Source organism: Streptomyces sp. CLCI03 (assembly GCF_053615355.1).
The window spans coordinates 5,592,638-5,608,151 of the sequence record NZ_CM132132.1; the positions used below are offsets into that span (position 1 = coordinate 5,592,638).

General features: G+C 73.6%; 14 protein-coding genes, 1 pseudogene and 1 riboswitch. Of the genes and pseudogenes, 7 read left to right on the forward strand and 8 right to left on the reverse strand.

All coding sequences use genetic code 11. The features are described from left to right. The 5 genes and pseudogenes from ACWG52_RS25830 to ACWG52_RS25850 all read right to left on the reverse strand — a co-directional run. Positions 1-1,787: pseudogene (locus ACWG52_RS25830) on the reverse strand (ABC transporter ATP-binding protein); the annotation flags it as partial. Beyond that, positions 1,784-3,085, reverse strand: a complete 1,302-nt coding sequence (locus ACWG52_RS25835; protein WP_389816583.1) for an energy-coupling factor transporter transmembrane component T — start codon at positions 3,083-3,085, stop codon at positions 1,784-1,786. The gene ACWG52_RS25835 and the pseudogene ACWG52_RS25830, both read right to left, overlap by 4 nt. Continuing rightward, positions 3,082-3,747: an SCO2322 family protein gene (locus ACWG52_RS25840; RefSeq protein ID WP_389816580.1), complete on the reverse strand. Its 666-nt coding sequence runs from the start codon at positions 3,745-3,747 to the stop codon at positions 3,082-3,084. Before ACWG52_RS25840 ends, ACWG52_RS25835 begins: the two co-directional genes overlap by 4 nt. Further along, positions 3,747-5,000: a prenyltransferase/squalene oxidase repeat-containing protein gene (locus tag ACWG52_RS25845; RefSeq protein ID WP_389816578.1), complete on the reverse strand. Its 1,254-nt coding sequence runs from the start codon at positions 4,998-5,000 to the stop codon at positions 3,747-3,749. Before ACWG52_RS25845 ends, ACWG52_RS25840 begins: the two co-directional genes overlap by 1 nt. Before the next feature lie 140 nt (positions 5,001-5,140). Beyond that, positions 5,141-5,210, reverse strand: a riboswitch (cobalamin riboswitch). A 94-nt stretch (positions 5,211-5,304) separates the two neighbouring features. Then, on the reverse strand, positions 5,305-6,426 hold the full coding sequence (locus ACWG52_RS25850; RefSeq protein ID WP_389816575.1) for an MBL fold metallo-hydrolase: 1,122 nt from the start codon (positions 6,424-6,426) through the stop codon (positions 5,305-5,307). A gap of 198 nt (positions 6,427-6,624) precedes the next feature. Here ACWG52_RS25850 and ACWG52_RS25855 point away from each other — a divergent pair, with 198 nt between their 5' ends. Together ACWG52_RS25855 and ACWG52_RS25860 are read left to right on the forward strand one after the other, a co-directional pair. Further along, positions 6,625-8,088: an aldehyde dehydrogenase gene (locus tag ACWG52_RS25855; protein ID WP_375945304.1), complete on the forward strand. Its 1,464-nt coding sequence runs from the start codon at positions 6,625-6,627 to the stop codon at positions 8,086-8,088. Then, positions 8,088-8,321, forward strand: coding sequence for a ferredoxin (locus ACWG52_RS25860; RefSeq protein ID WP_389816571.1), 234 nt, complete (start codon positions 8,088-8,090; stop codon positions 8,319-8,321). Before ACWG52_RS25855 ends, ACWG52_RS25860 begins: the two co-directional genes overlap by 1 nt. Before the next feature lie 163 nt (positions 8,322-8,484). Here the strand turns inward: ACWG52_RS25860 and ACWG52_RS25865 are convergent, their stop codons facing one another. Beyond that, positions 8,485-9,108: a TetR family transcriptional regulator gene (locus ACWG52_RS25865; protein ID WP_389816569.1), complete on the reverse strand. Its 624-nt coding sequence runs from the start codon at positions 9,106-9,108 to the stop codon at positions 8,485-8,487. 218 nt (positions 9,109-9,326) lie between these two features. Between ACWG52_RS25865 and ACWG52_RS25870 the strand changes: the two genes are divergently transcribed. From ACWG52_RS25870 to ACWG52_RS25880, 3 genes are all read left to right on the forward strand, one after another. Further along, positions 9,327-10,646, forward strand: coding sequence for a glycosyltransferase family 4 protein (locus tag ACWG52_RS25870; protein WP_389816566.1), 1,320 nt, complete (start codon positions 9,327-9,329; stop codon positions 10,644-10,646). A gap of 65 nt (positions 10,647-10,711) precedes the next feature. Continuing rightward, the gene (locus tag ACWG52_RS25875; protein WP_030757795.1) at positions 10,712-11,446 is read left to right on the forward strand and encodes a class I SAM-dependent methyltransferase; all 735 of its coding nucleotides are present in this window, start codon (positions 10,712-10,714) and stop codon (positions 11,444-11,446) included. Further along, positions 11,443-12,525 carry a prenyltransferase/squalene oxidase repeat-containing protein gene (locus tag ACWG52_RS25880; RefSeq protein ID WP_033227192.1) on the forward strand — a complete coding sequence of 361 codons (1,083 nt, stop codon included), beginning with the start codon at positions 11,443-11,445 and terminating at the stop codon, positions 12,523-12,525. Before ACWG52_RS25875 ends, ACWG52_RS25880 begins: the two co-directional genes overlap by 4 nt. A gap of 13 nt (positions 12,526-12,538) precedes the next feature. On the opposite strand, the gene ACWG52_RS25885 is transcribed toward ACWG52_RS25880, so the two are convergent. Then, on the reverse strand, positions 12,539-12,841 hold the full coding sequence (locus ACWG52_RS25885; protein ID WP_033227191.1) for a hypothetical protein: 303 nt from the start codon (positions 12,839-12,841) through the stop codon (positions 12,539-12,541). Between the two features lie 178 nt (positions 12,842-13,019). On the opposite strand from ACWG52_RS25885, the gene ACWG52_RS25890 reads away from it, so the two are divergent. Together ACWG52_RS25890 and ACWG52_RS25895 are read left to right on the forward strand one after the other, a co-directional pair. Then, the gene (locus tag ACWG52_RS25890) at positions 13,020-13,589 is read left to right on the forward strand and encodes a hypothetical protein (RefSeq protein ID WP_389816756.1); all 570 of its coding nucleotides are present in this window, start codon (positions 13,020-13,022) and stop codon (positions 13,587-13,589) included. Between the two features lie 487 nt (positions 13,590-14,076). Then, entirely contained in the window at positions 14,077-14,463 is a 387-nt protein-coding gene (locus ACWG52_RS25895) for a hypothetical protein (RefSeq protein WP_389818099.1), read from the forward strand. 16 nt (positions 14,464-14,479) lie between these two features. Here ACWG52_RS25895 and ACWG52_RS25900 read toward each other — a convergent pair whose 3' ends face one another. Further along, a complete protein-coding gene (locus tag ACWG52_RS25900) occupies positions 14,480-15,490 on the reverse strand; it encodes an LLM class F420-dependent oxidoreductase (RefSeq protein ID WP_389818102.1) in 1,011 nt (336 codons plus the stop codon). Positions 15,491-15,514 lie beyond the last annotated feature (24 nt).

Here is a 15,514-nt window from a genome sequence, read left to right on the forward strand (position 1 = left end):
CTCCGCCGCGTCGAGCGCCTCGGCGACCTGGCGCACCGTGAGCCAGGGGGCCGGGGCCAGGACCTTCGCGACCTGCGGGGCGAAGGCGGGAGAGGAGACGACGACCTCGGCGGTCGGACCGTCCGCGACGACCTCCCCACCCGCCAGGATCACCACGCGGTGGGCCAGCTCGGCCGCCAGCTCCACGTCATGGGTGGCCAGGACGATGGCGTGGCCCTCGGCGGCCAGCCCGCGCAGGATCTCGATCAGGCGGACCTTGGCGGCGTAGTCCAGGCCGCGGGTGGGTTCGTCGAGGAGCAGCAGGGCGGGACGGCCGGTGAGGACCAGCGCCAGGGCGAGGGCCAGGCGCTGGCCCTCGGAGAGATCGCGCGGGTGGATGTCGTCGGGGACGTCCGGAAGCAACGCGGACACGAGGTCCCGGCAGGTGCCGGGGCGGGCGCCGGCGTCGGAGTCGGCGGCGGCGCACTCGGCGGCGACGGTGTCGGCGTAGAGGAGGTCGCGGGGTTCCTGCGGGACGAGGCCGACGCGCCGCACCATCTCGGGCGGTGCCGTGCGGTGGGGGATGCGCCCGCCGACGGTCACCTCGCCGGTGGTGGGGGCGACCGTACCGACGAGCGTGGACAGGAGGGTGGACTTGCCGGCGCCGTTGCGGCCCATGAGGGCGATGGTCTCGCCGGGGGCCACGGTGAGGGTGATGCCGTGCAGGGCCTGGACGCGGCCGCGGCGGACGCCGAGGTCGCGGACCGCGGCCGGGGCCGAGCCGGTGCCCGTGCCGGTGGCTGTGGCGAGGGCGGTGGCCGGGCCGGCTTGCCGCGGCGGAGCAGGCGCGCGAGCAGCCCGGGGGCTCCGGCGACGGGGGCTCCGCCCCCGGACCCCCGCGCCTCAAACGCCGGCGGGGCTGGAAGATCGGGGCTCCGCCCCGCGCCCCGCGCCTCAAACGCCGGCGAGGCTGGAAGATCGGAGCCCTGGGAAGTGGCGAGCCGGGCCAGCAGCGGCGCGGCGCGGCGGCGGGCGTCGCGGATCGACAGGGGGAGCGGGGACCAGCCCGCGAGGCGGCCCAGGGAGACCACCGGCGGGTGGACCGGGGAGACGGCCATGATCTCCGCCGGGGTGCCGATGACCGGAGCCGCGCCCGGCGAGGGCAGGAGCAGGACCTGGTCGGCGTACTGGACGACCCGCTCCAGCCGGTGCTCCGCCATCAGCACGGTCGTGCCCAGGTCGTGCACCAGGCGCTGGAGGACCGCGAGGACCTCCTCCGCAGCCGCCGGATCCAGCGCGGACGTCGGCTCGTCGAGCACCAGCACCTTGGGGTGCGGGGTGAGGACCGAGCCGATCGCGACCCGCTGCTGCTGGCCGCCCGACAGCGTCGCGATCGGCCGGTCGCGCAACTCGTTCAGGCCCAGCAGGTCCAGGGTCTCCTCCACCCGACGGCGCATCACCGCAGGTGGCAGGCCCAGGGACTCCATGCCGTAGGCGAGCTCGTCCTCCACCGTGTCCGTCACGAAGTGCGCGAGCGGGTCCTGGCCGACCGTGCCGACCACGTCCGCGAGCTCCCGCGGCTTGTGGGTGCGGGTGTCCCGGCCGGCGACCGTGACCCGGCCCCGCAGGGTGCCGCCCGTGAAGTGCGGGACCAATCCGGAGACCGCCCCCAGCAGGGTGGACTTGCCGACGCCCGACGGACCGACCAACAGCGTCAGCTCCCCCTCGGGGATCACCAGGTCGACGCCCTGCAGACAGGGGCCGGACGCGTCCTCGTAGGTGACCGACACCTGCTCGAAGCGGATCACTGCGACGCCTCCTCGGGCGGTACGGGTGCCACGAAGGCGGGCAGCAGGCCGATCAGGATCGCGGCCGCCGGCCACAGCGGGAGCGTGGGAGCCGTCAGCGGGACCACGCCCGGGTGCAACGCGGCGGGGTCGACGGAAGCGGCGTGGATCAGCAGCGCCGCGACGGCCGCGCCCGATCCGGAGACCAGCCAGGCCCGCGCACCCCAGCGGTCGGGCCGGTAGCGGGTCCGCACCGACCGGCGGCCGCCGAGGCGCAGGCCCGCGACGGCCAGGGCCGCGCCGGCGCCGAGCACGGGGAGCCCGTAGGCACCACCCTGCGCGGCGAGCAGGCCGTACGTGCCGGCGCACATGCCGAGCAGGCCGCCGAGGGTGAGGACGTTGGTGGTGTGCCGGACCGCCGGCGGGACCTCGGCCGTGCGGCCGTAGCCGCGGGCGTCCATCGACGCGGCGATCGCGACGGAGCGTTCCAGAGCGCCCTCCAGGACCGGCAGGCCGATCTGCAGGATCGCCTTCACCCCGCCGGTGGGGCGGCCGCGCAGGCGGCGGGCGGTCCGCAGCCGGACGACGTCGGCGACCATGTTCGGCGCGAAGGTCATGGCGACGACGACGGCGACCCCGGCCTCGTACAGGGCGGCCGGGAGGGACTTCAGCAGCCGCGCCGGATTCGCGAGGGCGTTCGCCGCGCCGACGCACACCAGGAGGGCGGCCAGCTTCAGGCCGTCGTAGAAGGCGAAGACGAGCTGCTCGGCGGTGACGCGGCCGCCGAACCGGATGCCCTGGGCCCAGTCCGGGAGCGGGACCTCCGGAAGGGTGAACAGGAGGTGCGAGCCGGGGATGGGGGAGCCGAGGAGCATGGAGAAGAGCAGGCGCAGGCCGATGACGAACAGGCCGAGCTTGAGGAAGGCGCCGTAGGAACGGGCCCAAGGGGCGTCGGTGCGGCGGGCCGCGACCACATATCCGGCGACGCCGATGATCAGCCCGAGCAGCAGCGGATTGGTGGTGCGGGAGGCGGCGGTGGCCAGCCCCAGGGCCCACAACCACCAGGCCCCCGCGTGCAGGGCGGTGGCGCGCACGGCCTGCGGGGGCCGCCACCTTTCGTACGTCGACCGGCGCGGGGCGTCCTGCGCCCCGGCCGGCCTCCGCCGGGCCGGGGGCACGCCGTCGGGTGCGGGTCCGGTGGGGGCGTGCCCCGTGGGGGAGTGCCCGGTGTGCCCGGTGTGCCCGGTGTGCCCGGTGTGCCGGCTCGGCCGGCGGGCCGCGGGCGCGCCGGCCGCCGGCCCGGTGTCGTGGTCCGTCATCGGGTGCGGCGGCGGGACTGCCAGATGCCGGCCGCGGCCAGCACGGCCACCGCGGCGATCCCCGCGAGCAGGCCCGCGGACGGGCCCCCGTCGGAATCCTGCGCGGCGGACGGCGCCGGGGTCGGGGCGGCGGACTGCGCCGCGCCGTCCGCGACCTGATCGCCGCACCCCTGCTTCGGATAGCCGGAGATCGCGCACAGCAGCGCCGCGCTGTTGTAGCGCAGCGGCTTGGCGACCGAGGCCAGCGCCTCGGCCGTCGTCGCCCCGGAGGCCACCTGCGCGCAGGCCGTGCGCGGGGCGGCATCGGGCGGGGTCTCGCCCGTCGGGGCGTCCTGCGGGACGCCGAAGTCGATGACGAGCGCCACCCGCTTGTTGCCCTCCGTCGGGGCGGTCGACCCGCAGACGGCCTCGAAGTCGGCCGCCGCACGGGGCTGGGCCGCCTGCGCCGCCGCGTCCTTGCTCACCGAGAAGCGGAAACCCTGGACGGAGCCGTCCGCGGGGCGTGCCAGCGACGGCCCCTGGGTGGCGTACGACCAGCCGCCGCCCGCCGAGCCGTCCCAGAACGACCAGTAGCGGTAGCCGGCCGCCAGCGCCGGGGTGGCGGCCAGCAGGGCCAAGGTGATCCCGAGAGCGAGGGCCACGGCGGGCAGGCGGCGGCGCATCAGGACCCGTTCTTCTTCCGGCGGCCGCTCAGCAGGATGCCGATGCCGATACCGGCCGCGGCGCCCGCGCCGACGATCCACCACACGTTCTGGCCGCCGGAGGACTTCTCCTTCTTGCCGTCCACCTCGGTCGCCTCGGTGTCCGCGCCCTGCGGGGCCGGGCCGGTCGCGTTCAGTGCGGCGACGAGGTCGGTGCCGCCGAAGGACTTCGGGTCGGCGCCGGTCGCGTGCGTGGCGAGGACGAGGGTGCCCAGGGCGGCCGGGCTGCCCTTGGCCCACTCGGCGGAGTTGGTCTCCAGCCACTTCAGCGCGCCCGCCGCCGACTCCTTGTGTCCGGCGGCGGCCAGGGCCAGTACCGCGTCGACGGTGTTGCCGGTGTCGGGAACGGGCTGGTCCGAGCCCGGGGTGACGGCCATGAGGTGGCCGTCCTTCTTCAGGGCCTCGGCCAGGTAGCCGGCCGCGCCCTGGGCGGCGGCCACCGGGTCGGCGGCGTTCGCGGCCGGGCAGGCCAGCGGGGCGGCCGGGGTGTTCTCGGCGGACGGGACGACGGCCGCGCCCTTGCCCAGGCCCGCCAGGGCCGCGGCGGCCGTGGCGTCGGCGTTGGCGACGAGCTTGCCGTCGGCCGGCTGGTACGCGAAGGCGCCCCGGTCGGCGGCCGGCTCGGCGGAGCAGCCCAGCTGGAACGGCAGCAGGCCGTCAAAGGCCGACTTGCCCGCCTTCGACCTGACCTCGGCCGGCTTCTCGCCCGCCACGGACAGGGCGCTGATCACCACGGCGGTGGAGTTGGCGTCGCTGGGGGAGCCGGGCACGTAGCTCCAGCCGCCGTCCTCGTTCTGGACGGACTTCAGCCAGTCCACGCTCTTGCGCACGGCCGCGTCGTGGCCGCCGAGCGCCTTCAGCGCCTGCACGGCCGCCGAGGTGGCGTTCGTGTCGTACATCGTGTTCGCGTCGCAGTCGACGGCGACGTTCGCGCGGAAGGAGGCGAAGCCGCCGGTCGAGCACTGCTGGCCGAGCAGCCAGGTCACGGCCTCCCGGGCGGGCTCGACGCCGACCGTGTGCTGGCCGAGCAGCGCGAAGGACTGCCGCCACACGCCGTCGTAGGTGGGGTCGGTCTTGCCGTACAGGCCGGAGGGGATGACCGGCGGCGCGGAGGGGGAGGCGGGCGGCGCGGTGTCGGCGAGGGCTGCGGGGGCGGCGCCCACGCAGAGCACGGCGGAGGCGGCGAGCGCGGCTGCGCTACGGCGGACGTTCATCAGGGGGCGGGTGCCTCTCGTACGGGGGAACCGGCAGCAGGCACGCACAGGCACCGGGCTCCGGCTCCGTTTACCTCGACGGTGCCGGCCGCCGGGGGCTCCGGCGGCACGAGCCGCGCACCTCGGGTACGGGGCATTCCGGCTCCCCGCCCGGGCGGTGCCGGGTGTGGGTCACGGTTGCGGGTCAGCGCCGGAGTTTCACCGGCTTCCCCCCGTACAGAGGTGTGGACGACAGGCTCACTCTACCGGCCCGTAACCGGCGGGCTCGGGGGCGCAGGGGCCGGGCGCCCCTTACCGGGCTCGGTCACAGGGCCCGGTAGGTGACCGGGTCCGTGCCCGGCACCGCCTCGGCGCGGCCCTGCTTGACCAGTCGCCGCACATGGGCCTCCGCTTCGGAGACGGCGATGTTGCGGGAACCGTAGGGGATCTGCGCCCAGGGCCGGTTCCATTCCATCCGCTCGGCCAGCCCCCACGGGGTCAGCGGCTCGGCCAGCAGCGTCCAGAGGCCGGTGAGCCGCTCCTCGTGGTGGTCGAGGAGTTCCCGTACGCGGGCGGGAGCGTCGGTGAAGGCGTGCTGGTGGGCCGGGAGCACCTCGGCGGGTCCGAGGCGGCCGATGCGTTCGAGGGAGTCGAGGTAGTCGCCGAGGGGGTCGGTGACGCGGGTGTCCTCCGGCGCCTCGTACAGGCCGATGTGGGGGGAGATCCCGGGCAGCAGGTGGTCACCGGAGAAGAGGCGGCCGTTGCCGGGGAGGTGGGCCGGGTGCTCCTCCTCCAGGTGCAGGCAGACGTGGCCGGGGGTGTGGCCGGGGGTCCAGATGGCGCGCAGCCGGCGGCCGGCGAGGGGGAGCAGCTCGGCGGGGACGATCTCCCGGTCGGGGACGGCGGCGCGCAGGCCGGGCAGGGTGCGCATGCGGCCGCTCGCGCGGGCGGCGCGCAGGGGGGCGATGTGCTCCTCGGGGGCTCCGGCGGCGGCGAGTTTGGCGCTCATGTAGTCGAACCAGACGCCGGGTTCGGAGGAGCGGGTGCGTACGACGACCTCGGTGTCGGCGGCGTGCATGGCGATCCAGGCGCCGGAGGCCTCGCGGACCTGGCCGGAGAGGCCGTGGTGGTCGGGGTGGTGGTGGGTGATGACCACGCCGTGGATGTCGGTGACGGCGGTGCCGAGCGCGGCGAGGCCGGCGACGAGGGTGTCCCAGGAGGCGGGGTCGTCCCAGCCGGTGTCGACGAGGACCGGGCCGCGGTCGGTGTCGAGGACGTGGACGAGGGTGTGCCCGAGGGGGTTGTCGGGGATGGGGACCTTGACGGCCCACACACCGCCGCCGTGATCGGTGACGTGCGGCGTCTCCCCGGTGGCCCCTGCCGTGCCGGCTTGCGTGGCCCCTGCCGTGCCGTCCTGTGCGGCCTGTGACGTGTCGTCCTCCGTCATGCGCCCTCGCCCTCCCCCTGTTGCCGCCCTCGGATGAGAACGTGTTCCAGTAGTAGCCCAAGTCGACCACTTTCCGGGCTCGCTGACCAGTCGTTCGATCATCTGCGTGGCGGCGGCGGAGGTTCCGTCCTGGCCGTGGACTCCTCTAACTAGAACTGGTATCAGTTCTGCAACGTCAAGCCGCAGGAGGCCTCAGCCATGACCGAGCTCGTGGAACACGGAAAGCTGTTCATCGGCGGGGAGTGGACGGATCCGCTGGGCACCGACACGATCCGGATCGTCTCCCCCCACACCGAGCAGGTCATCGGCTCCGTCCCGCACGCCTCGAAGGCGGACGTCGACCGCGCCGTCGCCGTCGCCCGCAAGGCGTTCGACGAGGGGCCTTGGCCGCGGATGACCCTGGACGAGCGGATAGCCGTCGTCTCCCGCATCAAGGACGCCATCGCCGTCCGGCACGAGGAGATCGCCCGCTCGATCAGCTCCCAGAACGGCTCCCCGTACTCCTGGAGCGTCCTCGCCCAGGCACTCGGCCCGATGATGGTCTACGACGCCGCGATCACGGTCGCCCGCGCCTACCCGTACGAGGAGCACCGCCAGGGCGTGCTCGGCCCGATCCTGGTGCGCCGGGAGCCGGTGGGCGTGGTCGCCGCCGTCATCCCGTGGAACGTCCCGCAGTTCGTGGCGGCGGCCAAGCTCGCCCCCGCCCTGCTGACCGGATCGACCGTCATCCTCAAGCCCTCGCCCGAGGCACCGCTCGACTCCTACATCCTCGCCGACATCGCGCGCGAGGCCGGACTCCCCGAGGGCGTGCTGTCGATCCTGCCCGCGGACCGCGAGGTCAGTGAGTACCTCGTCGGGCACCCCGGCATCGACAAGGTCTCCTTCACCGGCTCGGTCGCGGCCGGCAAGCGCGTGATGGAGGTCGCCGCGCGCAACCTCACCCGCGTCACCCTCGAACTCGGCGGCAAGTCCGCGGCCGTGGTCCTCCCGGACGCCGACGTGGCGACCGCCGTCGCCGGGATCGTGCCGGCGGCCTGGATGAACAACGGTCAGGCGTGCGTGGCCCAGACCCGCATCCTCGCCCCCCGCAGCCGGTACGAGGAGGTCGCCGAGGCCCTCGCGGAGGCGGCCGGCGCACTCGTCGTCGGCGACCCCCTCGACCCGGCGACCCAGCTCGGCCCGCTCGTGGCCGAGCGGCAGCGGCAGCGCTCGCTGGACTACATCCGGATCGGCCAGGAGGAAGGCGCGAAGGTCCTGGCGGGCGGCGGCCGCCCGGCGGACCTGGAACAGGGCTGGTACGTGGAGCCCACCCTCTTCGGTGACGTCGACAACTCCATGCGGATCGCACGCGAGGAGATCTTCGGCCCGGTCGTCTGCCTGATCCCCTACGGCGACGAGGCCGAAGCGGTACGCGTCGCCAACGACTCGGACTTCGGCCTCAGCGGCAGCGTTTGGACCGCCGACGTCGAGCGCGGCATCGACTTCGCCCGCCGCATCCGCACCGGCACCTTCAACGTGAACACCTTCAGCCTGGACATGCTGGGCCCCTTCGGTGGCTACAAGAACAGCGGCCTGGGCCGGGAGTTCGGCCCGGAGGGCCTGAGCGAGTACCTGGAGCACAAGATGATCCACCTCCCGGCCGGTTACGAAGGGGGTGCCTGATGGGTGACCGCTGGCAGGTCGAGGTGGACAGAGGCGTCTGCATCGGCTCGGGCATGTGCGTGAACCACGCCCCGGACGGCTTCGTCCTGGACTCGGCACGCCAGTCCCACCCGCGCGCACCCCAGTCGGACGCGAACGAACCCACCCTCACGGCGGCGGAGGGCTGCCCCGTGGAAGCCATCCTCATCACCCTCGCGTCGACGGGCGAACCGGTCTTCCCGCCGGAGGAGTAGGGGAGCAGGGGCAGAGGCGGCCGGTCGGCCGGGCGGGCGGGGTCGGTGAGGCGGCCTGCCGGCCGGGCGGCGCCTGATGCGGGGCGGGGGCTTCGGGGAGTCCGACCCCGCCCGACCCCCGACCCCGATCGCCCTCGACCCCGCCCCCCGGGCAGCGGCGGCTTCAGGACTTTTCCGGGGCCGTCAGGTCGATCAGGCGGCACACCGTTTCGATGTCGATCTTGACCTGGGCGATCGAGGCACGGCCGGAAAGCCACGTGATCAGAGCCGAGTGCCAGGTGTGCTCGATGACCCGGACCGCCGAGAGCTGCTCCGCCGTCGGGGGGTGCTCCAGACCCATCGCGTCCAGGATGATCGCCGTGGTCAGCCGGGACACCGTGTCCACCTCGGGGCTCACGCTCCGGTCCGCGAACGTCAGTGCCCGCACCATCGCGTCGGCCAGCTGCGGCTCCCGCTGGAGGGCGCGGAAGGCCCGCATCAAGGTCTCCGCGACCCGTGCCGCCGGGTCGTCCCCGGCCGGCGGGCGTTTGCGCAGCGTGGTGTGCATGTGCTGGAGCTGGTCCTGCATGGTGGCGACCAGCAGATGCACCTTGGAGGGGAAGTAGCGGTAGAGCGTGCCCAGGGCCACGCCCGCCGCCTCCGCGACCTCGCGCATCTGCACGGCGTCGAAACCGCCCCGGCTGGCCAGCTGGGCGCTGGCGTGCAGGATCCGGCGGCGGCGTGCCTCCTGGCGTTCCGTCAGGGGAGGCGACGCCGGTGTGGTGACGGCCTTCACTTCCGCTGTCATGTGTCCCGTTCCGTATCGTTGCGCGGGCTGAATCCGGGCTGGTCCGCGGCCAGCATCGCAGGCGCCGGAGCCGTGGCGCGAATCACCTGCTCCGCCTCTTACGGTGTGGTTTCCGGCCGGTAGATTCAATGGTCTTCGACGGATCAAGTCTGAAACTTGTTCTACATTATCCGAGCGGTTACGCTCCGGCGAAAGTTGCAGTGAGAAGGGGGCCGAGAGTGACCGCAGAGGCCATGGTGACGAGCCCTTTCGCGGGCTCCGCCGCCGACGGCGACCGCCCGCTGCGCATCGCACTCCTCACCTATAAGGGGAACCCGTTCTGCGGCGGCCAGGGCGTCTACGTCCGCCACCTCTCGCGTGAACTCGTCCAACTGGGTCACTCCGTAGAAGTCATCGGCGCGCAGCCCTACCCGGTCCTCGACACGGGCGCCTCGCTCACCGAGCTCCCGAGCCTGGACCTGTACCGCAGCCCGGACCCCTTCCGTACGCCGAAGCGTGACGAGTACCGGGACTGGATCGACGCCGTCGAGGTCGCCACCATGTGGACCGGCGGCTTTCCCGAGCCGCTGACGTTCTCGCTGCGCGCCCGCCGCCATCTGGCCGCGCGCGCGGGTGACTTCGACGTCATCCACGACAACCAGACCCTCGGCTACGGTCTCCTCGCCGACCTCGGCGCCCCGCTGGTCACCACGATCCACCACCCCATCACCGTCGACCGCAAGCTCGACCTCGACGCCGCGCAGGGCCGCATGAAGCGGGCCTCCGTGCGCCGCTGGTACGGCTTCACCCGCATGCAGGGCCGGGTGGCCCGCCGGCTGCCGTCCGTGCTCACCGTCTCCGGGTCCTCCAAGCAGGAGATCGCCCAGTACCTGGGCGTCCAGGACGGGCGCATCCACGTCGTGCACATCGGCGCCGACACCGACCTGTGGTCGCCGGACCCGTCCGTGGCCGAGGTGCCGGGCCGCATCGTCACCACCTCCAGCGCGGACGTACCGCTCAAGGGGCTCGTGTACCTCGTCGAGGCGCTCGCGAAGCTGCGTACCGAGCAGCCCGAGGCGCACCTCGTGGTCGTCGGCAAGCGCGCCGAGCAGGGCCCGGTCGCCCGCGCCATCGAGACGTACGGGCTCCAGGACGCCGTCCGCTTCGTCAAGGGCATCACCGACGCCGAGCTCGTCGACCTCTACCGCAGTGCCCAGATCGCCTGCGTGCCCTCCCTCTACGAAGGCTTCTCGCTCCCGGCGGCCGAGGCCATGGCCACCGGCACCCCGCTCGTCGCCACCACCGGGGGTGCGATCCCCGAGGTCGCCGGACCCGACGGCGAGACCTGCCTCGCGGTGCCCCCGGGCGACGCGGGCGCGCTGGCCGCCGCGCTGGGCCGGGTGCTGGGCGACCCCCAGCTGCGGGCCCGCCTCGGCGCCGCCGGGCGCGAACGGGTCCTGACCCGGTTCACGTGGGCCGCGGCCGCCAAGGGCACCGTCGCGCACTACCGCGCCGCGATCGAGCAGGCCGCCGCCGGCCGTACCCGCCGGGCGCGCTGACCTTCCGCCACCCCCGCTTCCTCCCCATCCCCCGAACACCCCCGCGACCGCGAAGGCAGGACCCCGTGCTGACCGTCGATTTCTCCCGGTTCCCGCTCGCCGCAGGCGACCGCGTACTCGACCTGGGCTGCGGCGCAGGCCGGCACGCCTTCGAGTGCTACCGGAGAGGCGCCCAGGTGGTCGCCGTCGACCGCAACGGCGAGGAGATCCGCGAGGTCGCCAAGTGGTTCGCCGCGATGAAGGAGGCCGGTGAGGCCCCCGCCGGGGCCACCGCCACGGCCATGGAGGGCGACGCGCTGGCGCTGCCCTTCCCCGACGACTCCTTCGACGTCGTCATCATCTCCGAGGTGATGGAGCACATCCACGACGACAAGGGCGTGCTCGCCGAGATGGTGCGCGTCCTCAAGCCCGGCGGGCGCATCGCCATCACCGTGCCGCGCTACGGCCCCGAGAAGATCTGCTGGGCGCTCTCCGACGCCTACCACGAGGTCGAGGGCGGCCACATCCGCATCTACAAAGCGGACGAGCTGCTCGGCAAGATGAAGGCCGCGGGCCTCAAGCCGTACGGCACGCACCACGCGCACGGGCTGCACTCCCCGTACTGGTGGCTCAAGTGCGCCTTCGGCGTCGACAACGACAAGGCGCTGCCCGTGAAGGCGTACCACAAGCTCCTGGTGTGGGACATCATGAAGAAGCCGATGGCGACGCGGCTCGCCGAGCAGGCCCTGAACCCGCTCATCGGCAAGAGCTTCGTGGCCTACGCGACCAAGCCCCACCTCCCCGTCGGCGCGACCCAGTGAGCTCGCCGGGGCGCACCGAACACCTGGTCCTGGACGGCGTACTGACGGCCGAGGAGGCCGCCCGTACCGTGGCGGGCATCCTCGCCGCGCAGCGCGCCGACGGCGCCATACCGTGGTTCCGCGGGCACCACCTCGACCCGTGGGACCACACCGAGGCCGCGATGGCGCTCGACGCGGCCGGTGAGCACGAGGCAGCGGAGCGGGCGTACACCTGGCTGGCCCGGCACCAGAACCAGGACGGTTCCTGGTACGCGGCCTACGCCGACCGGCCCGACGGTGTGGACACCGAGGAGCCGCAGGACGCGAGTCGCGAGAGCAACTTCACCGCGTACATAGCCGTCGGCGTGTGGCACCACTACCTGTCCACCGGCGACGACGCCTTCCTCGACCGGATGTGGCCGGCCGTGTACGCGGCCGTGGAGTGCGTCCTGACGCTCCAGCAGCCCGGCGGCGAGATCGGCTGGAAGCGGGAGGCGGACGGCACGGCCGTCACCGACGCGCTCCTCACCGGCTCCTCCTCCATCCACCAGGCGCTGCGCTGCGCGCTGGCCATCGCCGAGCACCGTGAGGAGCCGCAGCCCGACTGGGAGCTCGCGGCGGGCGCGCTGCGGCACGCCATCCGGCGTCACCCGGAGCGGTTCCTCGACAAGAACCACTACTCGATGGACTGGTACTACCCGGTCCTCGGCGGGGCCTTGACCGGTTCGGAGGCCAGGGCGCGCATCGAGGAGCGGTGGGACGAGTTCGTGGTCCCGGACCTGGGCGTGCGCTGCGTGCTGCCCAATCCGTGGGTGACGGGCGGCGAGTCCTGCGAGCTGGCGCTCGCGCTGTGGGCGACGGGGGAGTCGGACCGGGCGCTGGAGATCCTGCGCTCGATCACCCACCTGCGCGCGGACAACGGCATGTACTGGACGGGGTACGTGTTCCAGGACGAGGCCGTCTGGCCGGTGGAGCAGACCACCTGGACGGCCGGGTCGCTGCTGCTCGCCGTCGCGGCGCTCGGCGGGGACGAGGCCACGACCGAGGTGTTCGGCGGGGCCTCGCTCCCGGCCGGGCTGGAGCCCGACTGCTGCGGGTGAGCCGGGCTCCGGTTCAGCGGCGGTAGAGCCAGCCGGCGACGGCGTGGCCGACGAGCAGGTAGGCGACGGCGGCGATGCCGTAGCCGATGACGACCTGGACCCATTCGCGGCTGAAGGTGAACAGGTCGTAGGACCAGGCCGCCAGCCAGGACGCGATGTCGTGGACGAAGTCGACCAGGGCGTTGCCCTGGTTGGCCTCCAACAGGTACAGCAGGATCCAGAGCCCGATGACGAAGGCGAGCACGTCCGCCACCAGTGCGACGGCGCGGCCTGCCTGACTGCTTCCCCGGGTGCGTACTCGTGTGTGAGTGCTCATACGGCCCGTGTTGCCGCCTTGGCGTGTCGTAAACCCGAACGGGTTCCCCCGGTGGCGGGGCGCCGGGACCGGGGTGAGGCTGCGGAGGACGCCTCAGTCCCCGGAGGAAACCGTGTCCGTACCCACGACCGTCCGATTCCGTCGCGCCGTCACCGCCGTGGTGCTGTCCACCGCGCTGATGGTCGGAGCCACCGCATGCGGCAGTGGCGGCAACGGCCCGCGCGAGGAGCTGTCCGCCGCGTCGATGGGGGAGCTGGCCGCCCTCGCGGCGGCGGAGCCCGTCGCCGCCGAGGCCGACGAACTGGCCGCCGTGACGCCGTCGCCCAGTACGTCCGCGGAGAAGCAGAAGTTCGCCAAGACGCGGTTCGTCGCCAACGCGAGCCTCGCGGCCGGGGCGACGTACCAGTGGATCGTCAAGCCGTACCGGGCGGGCAAGTTCAAGAAGGGCGCCAAGGGGCGTACGTTCGCGCTGATCAAGGCGGGTCTCGCGGGTGCGTTCGCGTACAACCGGCTGAAGGCGGCGACCGAGAACGCCAAGGGCGACCCGCTGCTGGCGAAGGCGGTGGCTCCGCTGGCGGCGGGCATCGAGTCCCTGAAGGGGCTCGGCAGCAAGCTGCGCAAGGGGCAGGCGGGTGACGGTGACATCGATGCGTTCGACAGTGTCATCAACAGTGTGAAGGAAGCCGGTCAGAGTGCGGGGGCGACGGTGACGGACAAGGTCCCGAGCGCGTCCCAGCTCGGCGGCTGATCCCGCTTCCGGGGCTGCCGATCCCGCTTCCGGGTGCGGCCCGGTGGCCCTTGCCCTGGCCGGGCGATCATTCCGGGTGCGGTCCGGTGGTCGCGCCTCAAGCGCCGGCGGGGCTGGGGGTGGCTTCGGGTGGGGCGGGGCCCCTCCGGGGCTCTCCTCGGCTCGCGCGGCGCGGCGATGGTCGTGCTGCGAAGCCGGGTTGCGCGCTCGTCCTGCGGGGAGCCCCCGGAGTGTCCCCGCCCCACGGCCCGGTGCGAGAGGGGGCCGGGGGTGTGGGGACGGTGGGGGGTGTCCCCGCAGGACGAGCGCGCAACCCGGGCCGTACGGCCGAGACCTACCTGCGCCGCGCGAGCCGGGGAGACACCCCCCGGCGGCCCCGCACCCCACCTTCCGCCCCCGCCCAGGCGGCCCATCCCCAGCCCCGCCGGCGTTTGAGGTGCGGCCACCGGGCCGCACCCGGACCGCACCAGGGAGGGACAATGGGGCCGTGATCGAGATCGTGGTGGTCGTTCTGGGCGCCGTGGGAGCCGGGTGGCTGCTGCGGCGCAAGCATCGTGCGCGGACCGCCGCCGGGCCGGTGCCCGGGATTCCGTGCATGGTCCGGATCCCGGCCGGTGAGGGTCGTTGGCGGCCGGGCCGGGTGTACGGGGAGCAGGGCGTGGCCCGGTGGGTTCCGCAGCGGGGGGAGCCGGTGGCGCTGCCCGGTGGGCGGGCCACAGGGATCCGGGTGCCGTCGGTGAAGGAGGGGATCTCCATCAACCCCGGCTCGCGGATCGTCACCTGCTCCTACGACGGCGGCGGGAGCGCGGAGATCGCCGTCATGCCGCTGGACGTGCGGGAACTGCTGGAGTTCGTGCCGCAGGCCGAGTCCTGAGGTCCGGCTTGCCGTCTCAGGTGTTGAGTTCGGCGAGGACGCGCAGGGTGTGGGGGTCCGGGGCCGTCAGGAGGAGGTCGGTCACGGGGCCCTTGCGCCAGAGGTCGAGGCGTTCGGCGATCCGTTCCCTGGGGCCGATGAGGGAGATCTCGTCGGCGAAGGCGTCCGGTACGGCCAGGACCGCTTCTTCCTTGCGGCCCGCGAGGAACAGTTCCTGGATGCGGCGGGCCTCTTCCTCGTAGCCCATGCGGGCCATCAGGTCGGCGTGGAAGTTGCGGGCCGCGTGGCCCATGCCGCCGATGTAGAAGCCGAGCATCGCCTTGACCGGGAGCAGTCCCTCGGCGACGTCGTCGCAGACCTTGGCGCGGGCCATCGGCGCGATCATGAAGCCTTCGGGGAGGTCGGTGAGGGAGGCCTGGTAGACGTCGGTGCGGGTGGGGGACCAGTACAGGGGGAGCCAGCCGTCCGCGATGCGGGTGGTCTGGGCGATGTTCTTCGGGCCTTCCGCGCCGAGGAGGATCGGTAGGTCCGCCCGGAGCGGGTGGGTGATCGGCTTGAGCGGTTTGCCGATGCCGGTGCCGTCCTCGCCGCGGTACGGGTGGGTGTGGAAGCGGCCGTCGAGGGCGACCGGGCCTTCGCGGCGCAGCACCTGCCGGACGATGTCCACGTACTCGCGGGTGGCGGTGAGGGGTGAGGCGGGGAAGGGGCGTCCGTACCAGCCTTCGACGACCTGTGGTCCGGAGAGGCCGAGGCCGAGCGTCATGCGGCCGCCGGAGAGGTGGTCCAGGGTGAGGGCGTGCATGGCGGTGGCGGTCGGGGTGCGGGCGGCCATCTGCGCGATGGCGGTGCCGAGGCGGATCCGGGAGGTGTGCGCGGCGATCCAGGTGAGGGGGGTGAAGGCGTCCGAGCCCCAGGCTTCGGCGGTCCAGACCGAGTGGTAGCCGAGGTTCTCGGCCTCGGTGGCGAGGTCGAGGTGGTCGGGGTGGGGGCCGCGGCCCCAGTAGCCGAGTGCGAGTCCGAGGCGCATGTACGGTCCCTCCAGAATCTGACG

Coding starts and splice junctions, on each gene's coding strand:
- ACWG52_RS25835 (WP_389816583.1), bottom strand. CDS start 3,085: ATGACGGACCACGACACCGGGCCGGCGGCCGGCGCGCCCGCGGCCCGC.
- ACWG52_RS25840 (WP_389816580.1), bottom strand. CDS start 3,747: ATGCGCCGCCGCCTGCCCGCCGTGGCCCTCGCTCTCGGGATCACCTTG.
- ACWG52_RS25845 (WP_389816578.1), bottom strand. CDS start 5,000: ATGAACGTCCGCCGTAGCGCAGCCGCGCTCGCCGCCTCCGCCGTGCTC.
- ACWG52_RS25850 (WP_389816575.1), bottom strand. CDS start 6,426: ATGACGGAGGACGACACGTCACAGGCCGCACAGGACGGCACGGCAGGG.
- ACWG52_RS25855 (WP_375945304.1), top strand. CDS start 6,625: ATGACCGAGCTCGTGGAACACGGAAAGCTGTTCATCGGCGGGGAGTGG.
- ACWG52_RS25860 (WP_389816571.1), top strand. CDS start 8,088: ATGGGTGACCGCTGGCAGGTCGAGGTGGACAGAGGCGTCTGCATCGGC.
- ACWG52_RS25865 (WP_389816569.1), bottom strand. CDS start 9,108: ATGACAGCGGAAGTGAAGGCCGTCACCACACCGGCGTCGCCTCCCCTG.
- ACWG52_RS25885 (WP_033227191.1), bottom strand. CDS start 12,841: ATGAGCACTCACACACGAGTACGCACCCGGGGAAGCAGTCAGGCAGGC.
- ACWG52_RS25890 (WP_389816756.1), top strand. CDS start 13,020: ATGGTCGGAGCCACCGCATGCGGCAGTGGCGGCAACGGCCCGCGCGAG.
- ACWG52_RS25900 (WP_389818102.1), bottom strand. CDS start 15,490: ATGCGCCTCGGACTCGCACTCGGCTACTGGGGCCGCGGCCCCCACCCC.